The 21,979-nt window shown below is 71.3% G+C and carries 18 protein-coding genes; 13 read left to right on the forward strand and 5 right to left on the reverse strand.

Annotated features, from left to right (window positions below; translation table 11 throughout):
* Positions 1-90 precede the first annotated feature (90 nt).
* From ACF061_RS24455 to ACF061_RS24490, 8 genes are all read left to right on the forward strand, one after another.
* The gene (locus ACF061_RS24455) at positions 91-870 is read left to right on the forward strand and encodes an ABC transporter ATP-binding protein (RefSeq protein WP_392269171.1); all 780 of its coding nucleotides are present in this window, start codon (positions 91-93) and stop codon (positions 868-870) included.
* Complete coding sequence (locus ACF061_RS24460; protein WP_392269087.1) at positions 867-1,763, forward strand: branched-chain amino acid ABC transporter permease; 897 nt, start codon at positions 867-869, stop codon at positions 1,761-1,763. The genes ACF061_RS24455 and ACF061_RS24460 overlap by 4 nt, the downstream gene beginning before the upstream one ends.
* Positions 1,756-2,895 (forward strand): branched-chain amino acid ABC transporter permease, encoded by a 1,140-nt coding sequence (locus tag ACF061_RS24465; protein WP_392269088.1) that lies wholly within the window; start codon positions 1,756-1,758, stop codon positions 2,893-2,895. The genes ACF061_RS24460 and ACF061_RS24465 overlap by 8 nt, the downstream gene beginning before the upstream one ends.
* Before the next feature lie 5 nt (positions 2,896-2,900).
* Positions 2,901-4,160 carry an ABC transporter substrate-binding protein gene (locus tag ACF061_RS24470; RefSeq protein ID WP_392269172.1) on the forward strand — a complete coding sequence of 420 codons (1,260 nt, stop codon included), beginning with the start codon at positions 2,901-2,903 and terminating at the stop codon, positions 4,158-4,160.
* 481 nt (positions 4,161-4,641) lie between these two features.
* Complete coding sequence (locus tag ACF061_RS24475; RefSeq protein WP_392269089.1) at positions 4,642-5,352, forward strand: hypothetical protein; 711 nt, start codon at positions 4,642-4,644, stop codon at positions 5,350-5,352.
* A 325-nt stretch (positions 5,353-5,677) separates the two neighbouring features.
* A complete protein-coding gene (locus ACF061_RS24480) occupies positions 5,678-6,301 on the forward strand; it encodes a TetR/AcrR family transcriptional regulator (RefSeq protein ID WP_392269090.1) in 624 nt (207 codons plus the stop codon).
* Positions 6,302-6,419: 118 nt separating this feature from the next.
* Complete coding sequence (locus ACF061_RS24485) at positions 6,420-7,592, forward strand: aromatic ring-hydroxylating dioxygenase subunit alpha (RefSeq protein WP_392269091.1); 1,173 nt, start codon at positions 6,420-6,422, stop codon at positions 7,590-7,592.
* On the forward strand, positions 7,589-8,014 hold the full coding sequence (locus ACF061_RS24490; RefSeq protein ID WP_392269092.1) for a PaaI family thioesterase: 426 nt from the start codon (positions 7,589-7,591) through the stop codon (positions 8,012-8,014). Before ACF061_RS24485 ends, ACF061_RS24490 begins: the two co-directional genes overlap by 4 nt.
* A 54-nt stretch (positions 8,015-8,068) precedes the next feature.
* Here the strand turns inward: ACF061_RS24490 and ACF061_RS24495 are convergent, their stop codons facing one another.
* On the reverse strand, positions 8,069-9,583 hold the full coding sequence (locus tag ACF061_RS24495; protein WP_392269093.1) for a class I adenylate-forming enzyme family protein: 1,515 nt from the start codon (positions 9,581-9,583) through the stop codon (positions 8,069-8,071).
* Between the two features lie 243 nt (positions 9,584-9,826).
* On the reverse strand, positions 9,827-10,123 hold the full coding sequence (locus tag ACF061_RS24500; protein WP_392269094.1) for an SCO0607 family lipoprotein: 297 nt from the start codon (positions 10,121-10,123) through the stop codon (positions 9,827-9,829).
* Positions 10,124-10,428: 305 nt separating this feature from the next.
* On the opposite strand from ACF061_RS24500, the gene ACF061_RS24505 reads away from it, so the two are divergent.
* A complete protein-coding gene (locus tag ACF061_RS24505) occupies positions 10,429-11,082 on the forward strand; it encodes a hypothetical protein (RefSeq protein ID WP_392269173.1) in 654 nt (217 codons plus the stop codon).
* Between the two features lie 770 nt (positions 11,083-11,852).
* Here ACF061_RS24505 and ACF061_RS24510 read toward each other — a convergent pair.
* On the reverse strand, positions 11,853-13,088 hold the full coding sequence (locus ACF061_RS24510) for an epoxide hydrolase family protein (RefSeq protein ID WP_392269095.1): 1,236 nt from the start codon (positions 13,086-13,088) through the stop codon (positions 11,853-11,855).
* 914 nt (positions 13,089-14,002) lie between these two features.
* Here ACF061_RS24510 and ACF061_RS24515 point away from each other — a divergent pair.
* The 4 genes from ACF061_RS24515 (at position 14,003) to ACF061_RS24530 (ending at position 17,762) form a co-directional block, all read left to right on the forward strand.
* Positions 14,003-14,857, forward strand: a complete 855-nt coding sequence (locus tag ACF061_RS24515; protein WP_392269096.1) for an ABC transporter permease — start codon at positions 14,003-14,005, stop codon at positions 14,855-14,857.
* A gap of 62 nt (positions 14,858-14,919) precedes the next feature.
* Positions 14,920-15,969 (forward strand): ABC transporter substrate-binding protein, encoded by a 1,050-nt coding sequence (locus tag ACF061_RS24520; protein ID WP_392269097.1) that lies wholly within the window; start codon positions 14,920-14,922, stop codon positions 15,967-15,969.
* Positions 15,956-16,774, forward strand: coding sequence for an ABC transporter ATP-binding protein (locus tag ACF061_RS24525; RefSeq protein ID WP_392269098.1), 819 nt, complete (start codon positions 15,956-15,958; stop codon positions 16,772-16,774). The genes ACF061_RS24520 and ACF061_RS24525 overlap by 14 nt, the downstream gene beginning before the upstream one ends.
* A 70-nt stretch (positions 16,775-16,844) precedes the next feature.
* On the forward strand, positions 16,845-17,762 hold the full coding sequence (locus tag ACF061_RS24530) for a TauD/TfdA dioxygenase family protein (protein ID WP_392269099.1): 918 nt from the start codon (positions 16,845-16,847) through the stop codon (positions 17,760-17,762).
* A 297-nt stretch (positions 17,763-18,059) separates the two neighbouring features.
* On the opposite strand, the gene ACF061_RS24535 is transcribed toward ACF061_RS24530, so the two are convergent.
* Both ACF061_RS24535 and ACF061_RS24540 read right to left on the reverse strand, forming a co-directional pair.
* Complete coding sequence (locus ACF061_RS24535) at positions 18,060-21,407, reverse strand: tetratricopeptide repeat protein (RefSeq protein ID WP_392269100.1); 3,348 nt, start codon at positions 21,405-21,407, stop codon at positions 18,060-18,062.
* On the reverse strand, positions 21,404-21,706 hold the full coding sequence (locus ACF061_RS24540; RefSeq protein WP_392269101.1) for a hypothetical protein: 303 nt from the start codon (positions 21,704-21,706) through the stop codon (positions 21,404-21,406). Before ACF061_RS24540 ends, ACF061_RS24535 begins: the two co-directional genes overlap by 4 nt.
* Positions 21,707-21,979: the final 273 nt, after the last annotated feature.

Consider the following 21,979-nt stretch of genomic DNA (forward strand, 5'->3'; position numbering starts at 1 on the left):
CCCCAGGTCCCGCCGGACGCCGAGGGCGATGCGCCGCTCGCTCCGCGCACCCCGCCGGCCACCCGCGGCGCGCCCCCGGCCGGCCGGGGCATCCCGCCCCTCCACGTCCGTGACGTCACCGTCCGCTTCGCCGGGCTCACCGCCCTGGACGGTGTCTCGTTCACCGTCGCCCCCGGAACCGTGCACGCCCTCATCGGGCCCAACGGCGCCGGGAAATCCACCTGCTTCAACGTCCTGTCCGGGCTCCACCGGCCCTCCTCGGGCACCGTCCACCTCGGCGACACCGACCTCACCCGGCTCGCCCCGCACCGCATCGCCGCCCTGGGGGTGGCCCGCACCTTCCAGAACATCGTGACCACCGAGGGCACCGTCGCCGACAACCTGATGGTCGGCCGACACGCGCTGACCCGCGCCGGGTTCGCCGCCGGGGCGCTGCGCCTGCCGCGCGCCGTGCGCGAGCAGCGAGAGCACCTGGAGAAGGCACGCGAGATCGCCGAACTCACCGGTCTCGGCGTCCATTTCGACCGGCCGGTGGCGCTGCTGCCGTACGGCGACCGCAAGCGCGTCGAACTCGCCCGCGCGCTCTGCCTGGAGCCCAGGGTGCTGCTCCTGGACGAACCGGTGGCCGGAATGAACGCGGCGGAGCGGGCCAGGACCGCCGAGGTCGTCACCGGGATCCGCGCCCGGCTCGGCCTGTCCGTGCTGCTGGTCGAACACGACATGGGCCTGGTGATGCGCCTCGCCGACGATGTCACCGTGCTCGACTTCGGCCGCCCCGTCGCCCAGGGCACCCCCGACGAGGTCCGCGCCCACCCGGAGGTGTCGCGCGTCTACCTCGGCACCGCGAGCGACCGGGAGGACGCGGCGTGAACGCCTTCCTCACCAGCCTCCTCAACGGCCTGTCCCTGGGCGCCGTGCACGCCCTGGTCGCGCTCGGCTTCGTGGTCATCTTCAAGGCCTCCGGCGTGCTCAACTTCGCCCACGGCTCCCTGCTGCTGCTCGGCGGCTACCTCATCGCCGTCTGGCACACCCACCTCGGCTTCGCCGGCGCGCTCGCCGCCGCGGTGCTGGTCACCGCGTCGGTCGCCGGAGCCGTCGACCGGCTCCTGCTCCAGCGCGGCGGCGCCGGCCCGCACGCCGCCCACGCGCAGACCATCGTGACCATCGGCGTCGACGTGCTGCTGCTCACCGAACTGTCCCGCCGGATCGGCGGCGAACTGCTGCCGCTCGGCGACCCCTGGGCGGACTCGGTCACCCGGATCGGCCCGGTCACCGTCGCCGACAGCCGGCTCGCCGCGATCGTGGTCTCCTGCCTGGTCATCGGCGCGGTCTTCGCCGCCTTCCGGTACAGCGCCTGGGGGCTGTCCCTGCGCGCCGCCGCCGAGGACGGCGAAGCGGCCGCCCTGATGGGCATCCGGCTCGCCCGGGTGCGCACCGGCGCCTGGTGCCTCGCGGGCGCCCTGGCCGCGTCGGCCGCCGTGTTCCTCGCCGCGTTCCCCGCCCCCGGCCTGGAGCGCACCACCGGCCAGATCGCGCTGGCCGCGTTCCCCGCCGCGATCCTCGGCGGTCTCGCCTCCCCCGTCGGCGCACTCGCCGGCAGCCTCCTGATCGGGCTCACCGAGGCGTTCGCCGCCGGCTACCAGTCCGAGCTGCACGTGCTCGGCGACGGATTCGGCGGCGTGGCGCCGTACGCGGTGATGGTCGTCGTCCTGATCGTCCGGCCACAGGGCCTCTTCGGCGCGAAGGGTGCCGCCCGTGTCTGACTTCCCCCGGCGCAGTGTCCGCCGGACCTTCGCGATCCTCCTGGTGGCCCTGGCGCTGTGCGCGCCGCCGTTCTACCTGGACGCCTTCTGGCTGCGCGTCGGCCTGTTCGCCATGGCCGCGGCGATCGGAGCCGTCGGACTCGGCCTGCTCACCGGCACCGCCGGCCAACTCTCCCTCGGCCACTCCTTCTTCCTCGCGATCGGGGCGTACGGCTACACCTGGCTGGCCGGCGAGGAGCCGGGCGCCGGACTGCCCACCGCTCTGGCCCTGGTCGCGGCGGTCCTGCTGGCCGGGCTGGCCGGCGGAGTGTTCAGCCCCGTCGCCGGCCGGGTGCGCGGGGTCTACCTGGGCGTCGCGACGCTGGCCCTGGTCTTCCTCGGCCACCACATCCTGGTCAGCGCCGAGCAGGTCACCGGAGGCTTCAACGGTCTCTCCGTGCCGCCGCTTTCGGCCGGGTCGTTCACCTTCGACGCGAGCGGCCCCGAACTGGTCGTCCTGGGTGTCCCGTTCGGCGCCGAGGAACGGCTGTGGTACCTGAGCCTCGCACTGTTCGCGTTCACCTGGTTCACCGCGCGCGGCCTGCTGCGCTCCCGGGCCGGCCGCGCCCTGAGGGCGCTGCGTGACAGCGAGACCGCCGCCGCCGTCATGGGCGTACCGGTGGCCCGTTACCGGGCCGGGGCGTTCGTCATGTCCTCCATGTACGCGGGCCTGGCCGGTGCCCTGCTGGCGCTCGCCTTCCGCCGGGTCGTCCCCGACTACTTCGGGCTCGCCCTGTCCGTCGACTACCTCGCGATGATCGTCATCGGCGGCCTCGGCTCGGTGGCCGGCGCCGCCGCCGGCGCGGTCTTCGTCACCGCGCTGCCCCTGCTGATGACCCGGTACGCCGACCGGCTCCCGCTGATCGCCACGCCAGGCTCGGCCGGCAACGCCATCGGCCCCACCGAGGCCTCCCGCTACCTCTACGGCGCCGCCGTCGTCCTCGTCCTGCTCTTCGCCCCCGACGGCCTGAGCGGACTCCTGCGCCGGCTGCGCACCCGGATCCGACGCCGCCCGGCCGAAGGCTCCACGCCCCGCGCACCAGCCCCCATGTCCACCGCGAGCGCCGTACGAACCAAGGAGCACACCCCGTGAACTCGCTGAACCGCACCACCCGGGCAGTCCTCGCCGTGTCCCTGGCCCTGCTCGTCGCGGCCACCGGCTGCAGCACCAAGGCCAGGAGCGGCGACGGTGGCGACAAGAGATCCGACGGTGTGCGCACCGGGCCCGGCGTCACCGCCGACACCATCAGACTCGGCGCCCTCACCGACCTGACCGGCCCCTACGCCACCCTCGGCAAAAGCATCGTGCAGGCGCAGCAGTTGTGGGCGGACCAGATCAACGACAAGGGCGGGATCTGCCACCGGAAGATCGAGATCGTGGTCAAGGACCATGGCTACGACGTCCAGAAGGCCGTGACCGCCTACGCCGACCTGGCCCCCGACATCGTCGCCCTGCCCCAGGTCATCGGCTCCCCGGTGGTCGCCGCCCTCCTGGACGACATCGAACGGGACAGGATACTGACCTTCCCGCAGGCCTGGTCCGCCTCCCTGCTGGACAAGGACGCCGTGCAGGTGCTGGGCACCACCTACGACGTCGACTCCCTCACCGCCGTCGACTACCTCGCCCGCACCAAGAACATCAAGAAGGGCGACAAGATCGGTCACGTCTACTTCGAGGGCGACTACGGCGACAACGCACTGGAAGGCTCCACCTGGGCGGCGAGGCAGGCCGGGATCACGGTCGTCGGCCAGAAGATCCAGGCCACCGACACCGACCTGTCCGCGCAGGTCGCCGCGCTCACCAAGGCGGGCGTCAAGGCCGTCCTGATCAGCGCCGGACCCGCCCAGACCGCCTCCCTGGTCGGCGTCGCCGCCGCGAGCGGCCTGAAGGTCCCGGTGGTCACCAGCGCGCCCGGCTTCGCCCCGCAGCTGCTGAAGACCCAGGCCGCGCCCGCGCTGGTCTCGATGCTCAGCATCGTCAGCGCCGCCCCGGCCGTGAGCTCCGACCTGCCCGGCGTCAAGGCGATGGTCACCGCCTACCGGAAGAAGTACCCGGACTCCTCCGTCGACTCCGGCGTGCTCTCCGGCTACAACGCGGCCGAGCTCATGGGCGAGGACCTGGAGAAGGCGTGCGCGGCCGGCAGCCTGGCCCGCGCCGACGTGATCGCAGCGCACCGTTCGCAGTCCGACCTGGACACCGGTCTCGGCACCCCGCAGGACTTCTCCGACCCGGCACGCCCCGCCGGCCTGTCGACCTACGTCCTCAAGCCGGACACGAAGGCGCTCGGCGGAACGGTCGGCGTCGAGGACGCGCACCGGGCGCCGGGCGTCGAGGACTACCTCGAGCAGCGTTCCTGACCGCCGCCCGCCTCACCACCGCGCTCCGCACCCTCCTCGTCGCGGGCGCCCTCCACCACCCCGGCCGCCCGGGGGACCTCGCGACCACCCCCACGGCTTCCTCGACCGGCTTGACACGGCGGAGCGGTCGCGGTGGTGGCTGCGTGCGATCCGCCGGACGCGCAGTGGGCCGCGGGGGAGGAGCCGGTCACCAGCTCACGGGGAGGGTGAGAGGTGACTTGGCGATCGTCACCACCCGAGGAGCGGGACACACTGGTCCTCGCTGCTCCTGACGCTGTTCTCCTGGTTGTCGGTACGCAAGTACCGCAACGCGGCCGGCTGACCGGCTGCCGGCCGACGGCGGGCCTGGACCCTTGGTCCTGGACACACGAGACACCGGATCCTGAGGATCCGAGAACGGACATGGGTACGCGCGAGCCGCGGGTTCGACGCTCCCCTGCCCGGCGTGAGCTGGGCGGACGCGGCCTGCTTGAGTGCCCGCATGATCGATTGGTCCCTGCTGAAGCACGCCTATGGCACTGCCGAGGACATCCCGGTTCTGTTCGACCGGCTCGGTACCGGGCCCAGTGACGAGGTCTGGAGCGACCTGTGGTCCCGGTTGTGTCATCAAGGCAGCGTCTACTCGGCGAGCTTCGCTGCCCTCGCCCCGCTGGCCGACCTGGGCGACAAGGCCGGCAAGGACGGTGACAACGCCCTGATCCTGGCCGGGGCGATCGTCGCGGGGGCGGACGAGGGGACCCGTGCCCGCCACATGGACGAGATCGAGGCCCTGCGGCTGCTCGCCCACGGCCGCGTTCGCGAGCCGGCCGATCCGGACGTGTACGTCTACCTGCTCCAGGCCGCCATGGCCTTCGACGGTGTCCCGGTGTGGTCCGAGTGTCTCGAGGGTCTGGCAGACGAGGAGTACGAAGTCTCCTGCCCCGAGTGCGACATGGGGGTACTCATCGCGATCGGCGAGGCAGGCTGCTTCTCCGCGGTCGGCGACTACGAGCCGGGTGACTCCTCGGCCATACCACTGCGCCCGGCTCTTCCGCAGGACCTGGAGGGACCTGCCAGGCAGCTGTACGAAGCGGCCCGCGAAGCGGGGGTCGGGCGTGTCGCGGCGGGCCTCACCCACCTCTTCGGCAACGCGACGTGCGCGGAGTGCGGGACGGAGTTCTCGCTCTCCGAGCAAGTGGCCGACCAGTACTGACGAAGTACAGCGGAGTCCTTCGGCCCCCTCATGCCCACGGCGGAGTGTCCGCTACGTCTCCCTGACGGCGTCATCGGTTCCCGAGCGCTGTGGCTCCTGTGCCGCGGCTGGGGCGGTCACCGCTGGGGCATGGCGCATGCTGGTCCCGGTGTGCGGGGAGGAGAGATGCGCGAGGTGGAGAGGGGCGGCGCCGTCGGCGGGGGCTTCTTCGAGGATGCGACCTTGCCGGAGCCGGTCCAGGCCGACGGGCAGCGCTCTGACGAGCTTGTCCGGCCGGAACGTACCCTTGCTTCCCGGCAGCGACACGGAAGGCTCAGCTCCCGCCATGGTGTATCGGAGTACGGAACGCACGAAGCGGCACGCCCAGACGAAGGAGGAGGCGTTCGTGCGCGCCGCGCACGAGCTGGTGGCCCGGGAGGGTTTCGCCGGGGCGAAGGTGGCCGCGGTGGCCGGGGCGTGCGGGGTGAGTGCGGGCTCGCTCTACTCGTACTTCGGCAGCAGGGACGAGCTGCTGGCGCAGGTCTTCCGGCGTGCCGCGGGGCGGGAACTGGCCGCTGTGCGCGGTGCGGTGGATGCCGCGCCGCCCGCACGTCCCGAGGCCCGGCTCGAGGCGTTCGCCGACACGTTCACGCGGCGTGCCCTGCGCGGGCGGCGGCTGGCGTGGTCCCTGCTCTTCGAACCGGTCTCGCCGGTGGTGGAGCGGGAGCGGCTGGTGTACCGGCGCGAGTACGCGCAGTTGTGCGAGGGCGTCATCCGGGACGGTGTCGCGGCCGGGCGGTTCGCCCGGCAGAACGCGGCAGTCGCGGCCGGCGCGGTCATCGGCGCCATCTCCGAGGCGCTGGTCGGCAGGCTCTCGCCGGAGGCGGCGCGGAAGGCGGAGCCGCCGGACGAGCAACTGGTGGCGGAGATCCGCGAGTTCTGCCTGCGAGCCCTCGGCTGCGCATCCTGAGCGCCCCGTACCCGAAGTTCGTTGCCTCCTCCCCGTACCCTCCGTAACATGAATTGAACGAGCGTTCAGAGCTTGACCTGCGACGGGGGACCCCATGCGGCACAGCGAACAAGTGGCGATGATCGAGCGTCTTCTCGCGCTGCGCGAGACGCGCCGCGACGAGAAGATGCTCGACGAGGTCGTCACGATTCCGGTCACCAAGTACACCGACGAGGCGCTCCTCGAGCGCGAGATCGCCTCGGCCTTCTCCCGCTACCCGCTGATCGCGGGGCACGCCTCGGCGCTCGGCGAGCCCGGGGCCTATCTCACCAGCGACTGGGACCGGTTCCCCTATGTCGTCGTCAGGGGCGAGGACGGCCGGGTCCGCGCCTTCTACAACCAGTGCCGCCACCGCGGAGCCCGCCTCGCCGAGCAGCCGGCGGGGACGGTGCAGAACTTCATCTGTCCCTTCCACGGCTGGGTCTACGGGCTCGACGGCACCCTGAAGGGCATCACCCGGGCCCATGACTTCCCCGGCGTCAAGACCTGCGACTACGGGCTGGTGGAACTGCCCGCCGCGGAGGCCGGCGGCCTGATCTGGGTCGGCCGCACGCCCGGGGAAACGCTCGACATCCCCGGATTCCTCGGGACGTTCCACGAGGACCTGGTGAACTTCGACGTGGCCTCCCTCGTCCAGTACAAGAAGACCAAGGTGATCAAGGAGGCCAACTGGAAGCTGCTGATCAAGACGTACCTGGAGGGCTACCACGTCCCGTATCTGCACCGGGACACCCTCGCCTTCGCCTTCAAGAAGGGGGTGATCGCGCACGACGAGGACGGGCCGCACATCCGGCTGTCCGCGGCGCGCACCAACATCGGCGACACGGCCCTGAAACCGCGGGAGGAGTGGCGCATCCTGGACTACGCCTCGGTGTACTACACGCTCTTCCCCAACACCTTCTTCATACTGCACCCCGACTACGTGTCCATCAACACCTTCTGGCCCCTGGCACCGGACCGCACGATCTGGACCCACGAGATGCTCTACCGCGACGGCGACTTCACCGGGTCCGCGGGACAGAGCGCGCTGGCCAAGCGCTTCCGGTTCACCAATGACACGGTCTTCGACCAGGAGGACTTCGCCATCGCCGAGGACGTGCAGCGGCATCTGCTCCACGGGGGCAGCGACCACCACGTCCTGGGACTGGCGGAGGGCCTGCTCGCGATGTTCCAGCGGACCATCGACGAGCGGCTCACCGACCCGGACGCGGCCGCCCCCACCTCCTCCCGAGCGACAGGACAGCACTCATGACCACGGACCTCGCCGGCTTCGCCCGCGGCATCTTCCAGGCCCAGCCGTTCAGCACGTTCCTGGGCGCCGAACTCACCTCCGTGGGCCCCGACTCGGCCGAGATCCGCATCGTCAACCGGCCCGAGATCCAGCAGCAGCACGGCTTCGTACACGGAGGAGTCCTCAGCTACCTGGCCGACAACGCCCTGACCTTCGCGGGAGGACTCGCCCTCGGCGGCGATGCGCTCACCGCCGAATACAAGATCAACTACGTTCGGCCGGCGGTGGGCGACCTCGTCGTCGCCCGCGCCAAGGCGACCGTCACAACCCGGCGTCAGGCCGTGTGCCAGTGCTCGGTCTACGTTGTCTCGGGGCAGGGGGAGGAGCACCTGGTCGCGGTGGCGCAGGGGACGATCGTGAGGGCGGGCAAGCAAGAGGACTGAGATGCAACGGGGCCGGTCGACGGGGCGGTTGACCGGCCCACGGCGCCAGGCGAGTCATGGGCCGGTCCGCACCTGTTCACGCAGTACGTGCTTCTTCACCTTGCCGGAGGGCGTACGCGGCAGCGACGGGACCACCACCAGATCCCGGGGGATCTTGTACTTCGCCAGCCTGGTGGAGAGGAACCCGCGCAACTCCTCGAGCGACACCGGCGAGTCCGCCTCCACCACGGCGACGACGGTCTCGCCCCAGTCCTGGTGCGGCCGCCCGACGACGGCGGCGTCCCGGATCGCCGGATGCCGGAGGATCGCCTCCTCCACCTCGGGCGAGTAGACGTTCTCCCCGCCGGTGATGACGACGTCCTTGACCCGGCCGACGATGAACAGGTACCCGTCCTCGTCCACCCGCGCGAGATCCCCGGACCTGTACCAGTCGCCCTCGAAGACACGCTCCGTCGCCTCCGGATCGTCGAGGTACCCCAGCATGCGGGTCCCCGACCGCAGCCACAGCTCCCCGGTCTCGCCGGCCCCGGCGTCCAGGCCGTCGTCCCTGACCACGCGGATGTCCACGCCCGGCATACCACCCGCCCCGATCGACCCGGCCTTGGCGAGCTGCTCCTGCGGGTGGAGCACGGAACCCACCGGGCCCATCTCGCTCATCCCGTACACCTGGCAGAAGCGGTCCTTGCCGTACGCCGCCTCCAGCGTCCGAACCGTCTCCGCGCCCAGCGGCGCTCCGCCGTACGCCCACAGCCGCACGCTCGACAGATCGAAGCCGGACAGGTCGACTCCCGCCGCGGGCAGGGCCTTCAGCGGGGCGAGGTAGGCGATGGGGGCACCGAAGAAGGCCGTGACCCGGTGCCTCCGCACGGCCTCGAGGAAGGCGAGGGGCTGGTACTCCTTCAACAGGACGACGGTGCCGCCCAGATAGATCATCGACAGGAACCAGTTGTTCAGGGGCGAGGCGTGCCAGATCGGCATGGCCAGCAGGAACCGGTCCTCGCGGCGCAGCCCCGCGGCGGCCGTGGTGTACGCGGGCACGGCGGACAGCCCGCGGTGCGAGTGCAGACAGCCCTTGGGCGCGCCGGTCGTCCCGGAGGTGTACAGCACCTGCGCGACGGCCTCGGGCTCGACCTCCACCCCCTCCCACTCCGGCGCCCCGGCGACCAGCCTGTCGAACTCTCCGTCGCCGGTGTCGTTCGTGGTGAGTACATCGGTTACGGGGGCGCCCTCGCGCATGCGCCCGGACAGTTCCTCCGCGACGACGGCGACCCGCAGCTTCGAGTGCTCCGCGAGGTAGGCCAGTTCGAGCGCGGTCAATTTGTGGTTGATCGGCACCAGGGCCGCCCCGGCCCGCCAGATCCCGAACGCCGCCACGGCGAAGGCGGGGGTGTTGTACGTCATCACCCCCACGCGATCCCCCGGCCGCACCCCGCGCTCCCGCAGCACGGCGGCAGCCCGCTTGGAAGCCGCGAGCAGCTCGGCGTACGTCATCGACCCCAGATCGGACACGAGGGCCGGCTTCCCGCCGCGACTGCGGGCCGACCCCTCCAGCATCCACGTCAGGTTCACCGAAGGGTCCTCCGCATCCTCGTGGGGCCGCTGAGCCGAGGGCTCCCCGGCACGGCAAGGATTGAATCATTGTTCAAAACCCTGGGGAAGCTTCAACCGCCTTTGTCATGGCGGGGGCTGTGGGAAAGGGAGGCCGACTGCGGGAACAACTCAATCGGGTCTGGCGGCCCGCCGGGGGCGGGCACCCAGCCGGACGCGGAGGCCCGTTCTCGGACCGCGGTGCGCAGTGCGATCCGAGAGACCTCACCGCGGCAGCGGTACGACCCGGCCGTGCTGGTCGAGGGTCTTGTCGGCCCAGTAACGGTCCCACTTGTCGTCCAGGTGGACGGGCACCTTGCCCTGGGGGTAGCGCGCCCAGCCGGGAGCGGGCTCCTCGTCCGAGGGTATGCAGTCGCTGCCCGAGTCGTTCACGGCGAGCACCGGATCCCGGCCGGGCGAGCAGACGCGCTCCTGCCGGCCGGCGCAGCCGGTCAGCGGGAGGGCCGCCACCGCGCTGACGAGGACAAGGAGGAGGAGCGGGGTGCGCTGGTGCTGCGGCATGGGTGTGCTGGCCTTCCACGAAGCTGTGTTGCCGCAAGTCTGCTCGTGGAGCCGGGGTCTGTGATGAGTACGCGTACTCACCCCGGGCCGGGTCCCACGGCATGGGGGCATCCCGGGCGATCACCCGCGCAGTGGCTCGGTGGGCGGCCCTCCGTAGTGCGGCGGCCCAGGCCCGGTGCAAGCCTGGGCGTATCCGTCATGGCCGGGGCGGACCGGCCCCGTACGAGATCGGTCAGGGTGGCGCCACACCGGGCGCCGGGCAGCGGGGACCCGCGCCGCGTCGGGATACTGGGCCGGTGAGCGGCATGATGGATGAGTACGAAGCGGATACGGAACCGTTGGCGCGGAAGGTCTACCTCGGCCTGCGCGAGGGCGACCTCGACCCACAGGACGTCGTCGCCCTCGCCTGTGAACTGCTCGACTGGTTCCACCGCACCGACGCGGTCCTGGAGGTCGTCGAACGGGACCCGGCCGAGGTGCCGCAGGCGGAGATGACGGCCCTGGCCCGGCGCGTCCTGGACGACTCGGGCTTCGATCCCGGTTTCGACCTCGCCCCCGAGCGTTTGGAGACGTTGCGCGCCGCGCTGCGGATCGTTGCCCGCGACCTGCCCACGCGCGGGATCGAGGGCGAACCGGAGATCGAGGTCCTGGAGGACTCGCTCCCGGTGGGAGCCGGTGTCCGCCTTGCCGACGGGGAAGGACTCAACTGGGGCGGCCCCATCCTGCCGGGCATGTGCGACGACCCGATCGCGGCACTGACCAGTCTGACGATCATGATCCAGGAGAGCCTGCTCGAACGGACCTGGCGGGTCTGGCCGGTGTGTCCCCGGCATGACCTCGGCGTCCACGCCTCGGAGCGGGAGGGCGAGGTCGTGTGGTGGTGCGAGGGCGACGGCGGACACATGCTGGCACCGGTCGGTGAACTCGCGCGCGCCCTCGGCCGCCGACGCCCCGAGTAAGAGGCCGTGCCGATGGGCACGGGCGGGGCCCATGGGCAGACGGGGCAGGCGCAGGTTCCGTGATCGCGGCGTTGCGACGCTCTGTGACCAGGGGATCCCGTGCTTGCGGTGCCGTCATGTCGGCGAGCTCCGGCCACGGTCGCGCACTCGTCGAAGGCGCTGCCGATCAGGATGGGCGGCGCGCCCTGGCTGGTCGTGTCGACGGCGAACGTGGTGTCGTGCCGTGCGTGCGGGGTGGGAGACCGAAGCCGATCGCCACCTGGGAGGGCGGTTGTCACGGCCGGGTGAAGGTCATGTGCGTAACGCCGCTGGGGGTGGTCACGGACTCGGCTTGGAAGCGCTTCTCGAGTCCTTCGAGTCCGTCCCACAGGCGCTCGCCACGTCCCAGGACGATCGGGACACGGCGATGTGCAGATGATCGACTGGGACGTGACGCCACGCCGAGTGCCGTGGACGCGGCACTGACCGCGGCCCAGAACTCCATCGCACAGTACGTCGAGGATCGAGGGCTCAGCGAGACCTAACACCCCAAACACCCGGAGGATCCCAGCAAGCGGGGCACCGGAAACGTCTTCGGCATCGCCCTGATCACTCCGGCCAGGGAGAATGTGGAGAGCGTCGTCAACGGCATCCTCTCCGCCGCGGACAGGCAGGTGGGAGCCAAGAAGTAGGTGATGGTGCGGCGGTCGGTGCGGGCCGGTCGGCCGGCCCGCACGCTCCCGCCAGGCGACGTTCGCCCGGCCCGTTGCCGAACGGGTCCGCGGGGTCGTTCAGGGCCGGCGGCCGCGGAAGGTGCGGCGCAGGTCGCTCACCCAGGCCGCGGGGTTCTCCCAGGGGATGAAGTGGCCGCCGTGGTCATGGGCGTTGACGTTGACGTGGTTGAACCAGTCGGCCTGCGGGCCGCTCTTGAACGCCCGGACGCGCTCGTCGGCGGTGCGTATGCCGGGCGGGTTCTCGTAGGTGACGAAGGTGAGGCCGACCGGGGCCTGCACGACCGGGGTGCGGTCGTGGGCGGGGGTCCAGGGGTAGCGGTTGGCGTTGGCGTAGTAGCGCATCGACGTGGCGATGGAGTTGTTCACCCAGTAGATCGTGGCGTGGGTGAGCAGGTCGTCCCTGCTGAAGACGGTCTCGATGTCGCCGCCGTTGTCGCTCCAGGCGTTCCAGCGCTCCAGCAGCCAGGCGAGCAGTCCGGCGGGTGAGTCGCTCAGGCCGTGGGCCAGGGTGGCGCCGTCGAGCGTGTGCACGGCGAGGTGGGACGCCGAGCGGTGGTCCAGTTCGGTGATCCGGGCGCGGACGTCGGCGGGCTGGTCGTCGGTGAGGGGCCGGTTCCGGGCGAAGTCCCAGGCGCGGGGGCCGGTGAAGAAGTCGAGCGGCAGCCCGGAACCGATGTGGATGCCGTACAGCTCGTCGGCGTACTTGTGGCCGAGCTGGCTGGAGACGATCCCGCCGATGTCGCAGCCCCCGGCAGCGTACTTCTCGTATCCGAGGGTCTCGGTCATCAGGGTGTGCCAGAGGTCCGCGACCTTCCAGAAGTTGACGTCCGGAAAGCCGGTGAGCGGGCCGGGGAAGCCGAAGCCGGGCAGGGACGGTGCGATGACGTCGAACGCGTCGGCGGGGTCACCACCGAACGCGGCCGGGTCGGCGAGCGGGTCGATCACCTTCGACCAGTGCCAGAACGTCCACGGCCAGCCGTGGGTGAGGATCAGCGGGATCGGGCCGGGGCCCCGGCCGGGCTTGCGCATGAAGTGCACGGGGACACCGGCGACGTTCGCCCGGTAGTGCTCATGGGCGTTGATGGCTGCCTCGGCCTTGCGCCAGTCGTAGCCGTCCCGCCAGTAGGCGACCAGCTCACGGAGATAGCTGTCCGGAACGCCGTAGGACCAGTCCTCGTTTCCCTCGTCCAGCGGCGGACGGGTCAGTGTGAGACGGGCGCGCAGGTCGTCGAGGACCTTGTCGGGCACATGGATCGGGGTGGGTTCCAGGGGGAAGGCGTGCGGGGCGGTCATGGCATGGTTCCTTCCGGGTGGGGCTGGGCAGGGGGAAGCGGTGCCGTCGGCCTGCTGGGTCGTCGAGCGGCGAGGGGGGCCTTCCAGGAGTGCGGGCAACGACGCGGTGGGTGCCTGCCGGTGGTGCGGGTCGAGCCGGTCGGCCAGGGCGGCCAGGCGTCCGATGCGTTCCCCTCGCCACGACGACTCGACCACCTCGGCACCAGCACGGACACTCGACGGCTCTGACGACGAAACGTTCCCACATCCGCCCGGAGCGGAGTTCCCCAGGCGGTGTGCCGCCCCGACGGGCTCACCGCGCCGCACGACCGAGGCGAAGGCGGCGATCCCGTACCACACCGCCCGCTTCCGCCTCGTGTCGCGAAGTCAGGAGGTCGGGACGGCTGGTCCACGCCGGGACGGCGGCTCGGCCGCTGCCGCGCAGGTTGGCCGGAAAGAGCTGATCACCTGTCCCGTTCGCATCGCTACGTCGACTGTCAACGGCGCCCCGGAGCCCATACGGGAGGAATCCCGGACCAGCGAGTCGGACAAGGGCCGGGACCGGCGCTCGCGGTGCCGAGCGCACCGTCCCGTCTCATCGCCCGTCCACCACGTGGGACGGCTCTTGGTGAGGTGCGGCGGGCTGCTGTAGAAATGGGCCCCATGAATCACGAGCCCTTGGTGCGACGCCTGGTCATCGACCTGTGCCGACGCGCGGCTCCCTGTTGTCGCTGACCCCGCGACCCTGACGCCCCTCACCACCGGTTCCGCGGTCCGGCCCGAGCCGGTGACGCACGGCCTCCCGCCCTTCTCCGCCGGGGCCGTTCTCTCCCCCTGAAGCCCTGATGCCCCGAAGTCCCCCTTCGCGCAGGGCTGTCCACTCACGCCGGCCGGCATCCGCTCCGCATGCACCGGCGTTCCCTGGAGGCCCCTCCATGTCCTCGGCAACCCGTCCACAAGAGGCCGGCACCGGAAAGGTCCCGCCACCACGTCCCCGCCGCGCCGCGTCCCGGGCGCGCCGGGTCGCTCTGCCGTTCGGCTCGCTCCTGCTGTTCCTCGCCGGGTGGCAACTGCTGGCCGCGAGCGGGACGTGGAGCCAGACGCTGGTCCCGCCGCCGGCCGAGGTGTGGGCCGCCTTCGTCGACGTGTCCACCACCCACGACGGCGTACGCGGCTACAACGGCACCTATCTCGTCGAACACCTCGGCATCAGCCTGCGCCGCATCGCGTTCGGAGCCGGCATCGGAATCGCCGCCGGAGTGGTCCTCGGCCTGCTGATGGGGACCGTCGGCTGGCTCCGCTCGCTGTTCGAGCCCTGGATCACCTTCCTGCGGACGCTGCCGCCGCTGGCGTACTTCTCGCTCCTCATCATCTGGCTGGGCATCAACGAGGAACCGAAGATCACCCTGCTGGCGGTGGCCGCCTTCCCGCCGGTGGCGGTGTCCACCACGACCGCCGTGGCCGCCGTGCCGAGCAGCCTGGTCGAGGCGGCCCGCGCCCTCGGGGCGTCGCGGTGGGACGTCGTCAGGGACGTCATCGTCCCCTCCGCGCTCCCGGAGACGCTCACCGGAGTCCGGCTGGCCGTCGGCGTGGCCTACTCATCCCTGGTCGCCGCCGAGTTGGTCAACGGCCTGCCCGGCATCGGCGGCATGGTCAAGGACGCCGCCAACTACAACAACACACCGGTCGTGCTCGTCGGCATCATCGCCATCGGCGTCTCCGGACTGGTCATCGACGGCCTGCTGCTGCGCCTGGAGCGCGCCGTCGTTCCCTGGCGCGGCCGCGTCTGACCAGACGTCCGCTCCGTCAACTCCTTCCGCCCTCGGTCCCCTTGCACAGAAACGGCCCCGACATGTCCCGCGTCTCCCAAGGCCCCTCCCGCCGACTGCTGCTCGCCGGCGCGCTCGCCGTCGCCTCCGCGGCCCTCACCGGCTGCTCGTCGGACAGTGACGGATCCTCCGGTGGTGCCAAGCGCCTGCGCATCGGCTACTTCGCCTTCCCGAGCGGCGATCTGGTCGTCAAGCACAGGAAGCTGCTGGAGAAGGCCCTGCCCGACTACAGGATCACCTGGATCAAGTTCGACTCCGGGGCCAGTGTCAACCAGGCGTTCATCGGCAAGTCCCTCGACATCGCGGCGCTCGGGTCCAGCCCGTTCGCCCGCGGACTGTCCGGGTCCTCGCCGATTCCGTACAAGGTCGCCTGGATCCTCGACGTGGCCGGTGACAACGAGGCGCTCATCGCCCGCAAGGGCAGCGGCGTCACCGACATTGCCGGGCTCAAGGGCAGGACCGTCGCCACGCCCTTCGCCTCCACCTCGCACTACAGCCTGCTCGCGGCACTGGACACGGCCGGTGTGAAACCGTCCGACGTCAAGCTCGTGGACCTCCAGCCGCAGGCCGTCCTCGCCGCCTGGCAGCGGGAGGACATCGACGCCGCCTACGTCTGGCTGCCCACCCTGGACGAACTGCGCAGGACCGGCACCCAGCTCACCAGCAGCAAGCGGATCGGCGCCGCGGGCAAACCGACCCTGGACCTCGCCGTGGTGTCGGACGACCTGATCGCCAGGGATCCCGGGGCGATCGACGCCTGGCGCAAGGCCGAGGCCGAGGCGCTGCGGATCCTCAAGTCCGACCCCGACGGATCGGTGAAGGCCGTCTCCGCCGAACTCGGCATCCCCGCGGCGGACGCCAGGGCCCAGCTCGCGCAGGGCGTGTTCCTCACCCCCGAGCAGGTGACCTCCGCCGACTGGCTGGGCACCGGCGGCAGCCCCGGCACATTGCGGCGCTACGTCGCCGACACCGCCGAGTTCCTGGCCGAGCAGAAGCAGATCGACGCCGCGCCCTCCGCCGACACCGTCCGCAAGGCCTTCTACCTCAAGGGGCTGCCCGATGTACTCAAGTGAGACGACGACGGCCGCCATGAGCGCGCCGGCCGTGCCCGACGGCGCCGTCCGGCTGGACGACGTCGTCCACCGCTACGGCCGCGGCGGCGAGAGCGTCACCGCCGTGGGACCCGTCGACCTGACCGTGCCCGCCGGCGAGTTCCTGGTCCTGGTGGGCGCCTCCGGCTGCGGCAAGAGCACGCTGCTGCGCCTGATCGCCGGGTTCGAACGGCCCACCCGGGGGACCGTGCGGGTCTCCGGCGCCGCACCGCGGCCCGGCGCGACGGCCGGGGTGGTCTTCCAGACCCCGAGGCTGTTCCCCTGGCGGACCGTGCGGGGCAACATCGACCTGGCCCTGCGCTACGCCGGCGTCGAGCGCGCCCACTGGAGCGAGCACCGGGCGCGGCTGCTGGCCAGGGTCGGTCTGGAGGGCACGGAGGAGCGGCGCGTCTGGGAGATCTCCGGCGGCCAGCAGCAGCGCGTCGCGATCGCCCGCGCCCTGGCCGCCGAGAACCCGCTGCTCCTGCTGGACGAGCCGTTCGCGGCGCTGGACGCGCTCACCCGGGAACGGCTCCAGGAGGACCTCCGCCGGGTGGCGGCGCAGACCGGGAGCACCACCGTGTTCGTCACCCACTCGGCCGACGAGGCGGTGTTCCTCGGCTCCCGCATCGTCGTGCTGACCAAGGGGCCCGGAACCGTCGCCCTGGACCTGCCGATCGACCTGCCGCGCGGTGACGTGGACGCCGAAGAGCTCCGCGAGTCGGCGGAGTTCGCCGAGCTGCGGGCGCGGGTCTCGCACGCGGTGAAGACCGCCGCGGCCGCCTGAATCCGCCTCCACGGCGAGCAGAGCGCCGTACCCGCACATCCGTACAGGAAAACGAGGAAGGGACAACCACATGAGCATCGTCGGCGTCCGGCCCGAAACGGCCGCAGGGCCCGAGCCACGGCAACTGCCGATCACCCCGCTCGGCCCGCGTTTCGGCGCCGAGATCCACGGCATCGACCTCGGCCGCCTCGACGACGACCAGGTCCTCGCGCTGCGCGCGGCGCTCGTGCGGTACAAGGTGCTGTTCGTGCGCGGCCAGGGCGGCCTCGACGACGCCCGGCAGATCGAGTTCGGCCGACGCCTGGGCGAGGTCACCGTCGGGCACCCGGTCCACGACTCCGGTGACGTGGCGCCCGAGGTGTACTCCCTGGACAGCCAGGACAACGGGTTCGCCGACGTGTGGCACACGGACGTGACGTTCGTCGAGCGGCCGCCCGCCATCTCCGTACTGCGGGCCGTGCTGCTGCCGCCCACCGGCGGCGACACCGACTGGGCCGACAGCCAGCTCGCCTACGAGTCGCTGTCACCGGGCCTCAGGGCGCACATCGACACGCTCACCGCCGTCCACGACGGCACCCGAGAGTTCGGCTACTACCTGGCCCAGCGCCGCGGGGGCCGGGGCAACCTCTGGGAGGGCGAGGTGTTCACCGAACTGAAGCCCGTGGAACACCCGGTGGTGCGGGTGCACCCCGAGAGCGGACGCAAGGGACTGTTCGTCAACCCGGGCTTCACCTCGCACATCGTCGGCGTCTCCGAGCACGAGAGCCGGGGCATCCTCGACATCCTCTACGCCCACCTCACCAAGCCGGAACACGTCGTACGCCACCGCTGGCAGTCCGGCGACGTCGCCCTGTGGGACAACCGCAGCACGGCCCACTACGCCAACCGCGACTACGGCGACCAGCACCGCGTGATGCACCGCATCACCCTGCGCGGCGACACACCCGTCGGCCCCACCACCGCCCGCCGGGCGGCCGGTGAAGCGTAGGCACGGGACACCCGGCCGGCCGCCCTCACGGCGGACGCCGACGCGCGGGCTCGCTCACCGACGCAGCGCTCGCGGGCCTCGACCGCCGCCGGCCGGACGGCCACCTCCGCCACCGCCACCGGCGTCGGCGTGGGTGGCGGCGGTCGCGGCGGGGTGGATGCGCTCATCCCGCCCGGCGCGCGGCACGATGTGCCCCATCGCCCGCCAAAACGCCTCAGGCCACCGTGCGACCGACCGACCGGTGGGCACCGGACCCACCCGACCACCGGTGTGCCCGCGGGGAACGGCGTGGTGGGGCTACGAACGGTGGGGCGGCGGCAAGTCGCGGATCCGCGCTGCCCGCAGGAAGACCTCCCTCGCCTTCTCGGGCCTCCCGAGCTCGTGCAGCACCAGGCCCACCTTGTTCAACGCCGACACCAGAAGCTCCCGGTAGGAGCCGTCGGTGTCGGCAAGGGCCTGGTAGTAGCCGGCGGCTTCCTCGAACGGCGCCAGAGCGTCCTGCCGAAGGTCGAGCTGGTACAGGGCGGACCCCAGATTGTTCAGGGTGAGGGCCAGTTGTGGCACGAAGAAGACGTTGTTCCGGGACAGCTCCCGGAAGACGGCGCACGACTCCCGGAGCGATGCGATGGCATCGTCCGGGCGGCCGCCGTGGCGCAGTTGGTGTCGTCCGAGGTTGTGCAGGGCTACGGCGAGTGGGGGCAGATAGCGGTCCGGCTCCTTCTCCGCCAATGGGCGGTGCACGAGGATCGCGGCCTCCAGGGTGAGACGGACCGCGGATTCCTCCGCCTGTGCCGGGTCCGGCGGTCGCCATTCACTCGAACGTGAGTACACACGACGACGGCGTTGCGAGGGTGGCGGTGGGGTGCGCCGCCGCATCGTCGCAGCCTCCGCGGCGACGTCCCGTGCTTCGCGCGACTTGCCGAGTTCGCGCAGTACACCGGCCAACTCGTCCAGGATGCGGGCAAGGCGCTCCGGCAGTCCCGGAGTCAGCTGCCGGTCCGTCAAGTGCGAGATGGTCGTGCGGGCGTTCATGAGGTCGCTCTCCGCCTCGCCCGGTCGGCCCAGCCGCCGCAGGAGGTGTCCCCTCAGACCCAGGTCGAGGGCGATGGCGCCGAAGCAGTCCACCTCCGGCACGGTGTTCGCCAAGGCCCAGCGGATCGAGAACGCCTGCCCCGCGGCATCGGCGGCCTCGCCCGTGCGCCCGCACTCCTCGAACCGGAGCGCGAGCAGATGCAGCGAGTCCGCCATCGCTTGCGCGTTGGTCGACTCGGTGTCCCACTCCCTGCGGCGGATCGCCACCGCCTCCTCGGTGACGGCGAGCGCTTCGTCCGTCCGCCCCGCCTCGGCGAGTTGCCGTCCGGTCCATTCCAGTGCGTCGGCCAGGTCGGGAAGGAGAGCCGGCTGGACCGCGATCAACTGACGCAGGTGATCGGCGGCCATGGTGAAGTAACCGAGCGCTCGGTCCGGCAGCCCCATCTCAGCCGTACAGACGCCGACGTCGATCATGGAGCGCAGTTTGTCGGCGAAATGGGTCGCGAAGTCGGCGTCGGTGAGTTCGTCGCGGATCTGCATCGCTTCGAGTGTGGGACGCGCCGACTCCTGGATCCGGCCCAGTGAACGCAGCCGTCTGCCCTGGGTGTTCAGCGCCGAAGCGAGCTGCGGCAGCACGGAGGCGTGCGAGGTCTCCCGGACGGACGAGTAGATGGAGACGGCCTCATCGATGTACTCCAGAGCCGTCTCACCCCGTCCCAGGGCATGGGCGTTGTCGCTGGCGGTGGAGCAGCACTCCGCGAGCAGGAGCAGTTCGCTGTCCGTACCGTCGTCGACGAGTGCCCGGGCGACCTGGGTGGCCTCGACGGACAGGGCGAACGCCTTAGTGAGCAGGCCCCCGGTGTCCATCAGCGCCCGGCTCAGTCGGATCAGTGCCTTGACCTGGAAGGGAAGCACGGAAGGGTCGGCCTCCGCCATGCTCTGCCTGCCGAGGTCCACCGCCTCTTCCAGGGGCTTGACGGCGTCGAACGGGCGCCCGGCGTGCAGCATCCGCAGCCCCAGCCTGTTCAGCAGCCCAATCCGCTGGTCCGGTGCGGACGTGGCTTCCAGCCGCCAAGGGGTGACCCGCTCGCATGTGGCCACGGCTCCGGTGGCCAGGTCCAGCCGCGTCAGCTCCCCGCTGAGGTCCTCGATCGTGTCGTCGACCATGGTCAGCATGTCCAGGTCCACGTCTTGGACGGAGGCCAGCCGCAGCAGAGCGGTACTGCCCGCGTGAGTGGCGACTTCCGGGTGCGCTCGGAGCATCGGATAGAGGTAACCGGTGCCGACATGCGGCCATCGGGCGGCCGCGGCCGCGAGGAAGGTGACCGCACGCGTGATCCAGTGCCGCGGGAGTTCCGCGGAGAGGGGCTGCAGGAAGGTGGTGCACACGGCGCCGGCCCACCGGTCCGTGGGGTAGGCGGTGACGGGGCTGCCGGGCAGGGTGAGTGCCAGGAAGTCCTCGGCGAGGCGGTCCGGGAGCAGGGGCTGGAGCACCCCCTCCGGGAACAGTTCCGTGGGCGGGTAGCACACGGAGTGGTCGGCGAGGAGAACCTCGGGCGGGATCTCGTCGCACACCGCTCCCACCAGCCGTTCCGCGTGGCTTCGGTGGCTGAGGCCGATGAGGCCGGCCAGGAACACCATGCGTGCCATCACCGCCGGGGGAGTGCGGTAGCCGGACCCCGCTCCGGAAGTCTCGTGCAGCTGCTCCCAGTTCTCGTGCTCGCGGTCGAGCAGATAGGCGGTGAGTCCGGTCATTCCGGCCGGGGCGCGCCGGCCGTGGGCCGCGGCGTCCACGGCCACGAGGGCGGCCATGAGCACGGCCAGAGTCAGCCCGAACTCCGCATCGTTCAGCGCCTCCGGCGGCCTGATCCTCTCCGGCTGTGTGATCTGCCGGTAGTGCCGGGCGAAGCTGTCACGAGCGACGCCGAACAGACGCGCCCGCTGTTCTCCGGCCTCGGGAACCGGAGCCAGGTACTGGTCTGAGGAGTCGGCGTTCACCCTCAGCCGGTTGAGCCTCCCGCGGACCGCCGGCCACTGGTCGACCGACCGGGCCAGGAGCAGGACACGGGCAGGAACGTCCTTGTGCAGCAGCCGGTTGTGGAACAGCCAGCTCAGATGGGAGACGGGCCAGCGGTCCGCGTAGTCGACGAGAACGAGCACCCCCGTGTGTCCGTCCGGACGCAGGTCCTGTTCGAGCCCCGCAGGGGGGTGGGTGTCGGTGCCGTGGACCGCGTCCACGACCTTCCAGCCCCTGGCGCCGGCATCGGAGGCCAGTTGGAGGGCGAGCCGGGTCTTGCCCTGTCCGCCTTCGCCGTGCAGCCAGCGGACGGCGAGCCGCTGCCCGGTGTCACGCCACGCGATCAGTTCCCGTAACTCTTCGTCGCGTCCCGTGAAGTCGACCACCGCGGAGCGTGAGTCGAGCATCCGGGAGGGCTGGGCCCGCAGCCACCCGGTGTCCAGGGCGGTGACCGGCTGGTGCCGGAAGAGGCGGTACACGGGCGTACCGTCACCGAAGACATGGATGTCGGCGCCGATCGTGCCGTAGGCGTACCCGGACTCGACCCTGATCTCCTGCAGAGCGTTCCACCCCGCGTCGTCCGCACCCGGTCTCACTGCCGCGGGCCCTCACCGGTGGGAGGGTCCGAGGGCATTCCCTGGTGGTAGTGGATGACGTTCCCGCCCATCACCCCGTACACCGTTCCGTGATCACGGGCGATGTTGGTCATCACCCAATTCTTCCCGCCCCCGGGGAGCTCGCTCTGTATCTCCTCGACGAGGCGGCGGAGCTCCGACTCGGTGTCAGGGTGTTCGGTCAGCAACTGGGCGAGCTCCACCTGCCACGTACGCAGGATCAGTTGTCTGGCCTGATCCGGATCGCCCGACCGTTCGACCAGCATCGCGTGTGCGTCCAACTGCCCTTCCACGGAGGCCTGCCGTGCGTCTCCTCCTCGCCGGAACAGACGGATGACACCACTGCGTCCCGTCTGCCAGGCATCCGAGGCCATGGCTGACACGAGCGCCCCGGCCCCCGTGCCCGCCAGCGCCGTGATCGCTTCCGGCACCATCGAGTCCCCCTCTCAACCAGTAGCAATTTCAATGTACTTGATCGTCGCGCGGGGACAAAGAGGACACGCTACGGACGTGCTCGCGGGGCCGTTGGCATCGAACCGTGCGCCGCCGGCGGC

Source organism: Streptomyces sp. NPDC015220 (assembly GCF_043079345.1).
Classification (GTDB): Bacteria; Actinomycetota; Actinomycetes; order Streptomycetales; family Streptomycetaceae; genus Streptomyces.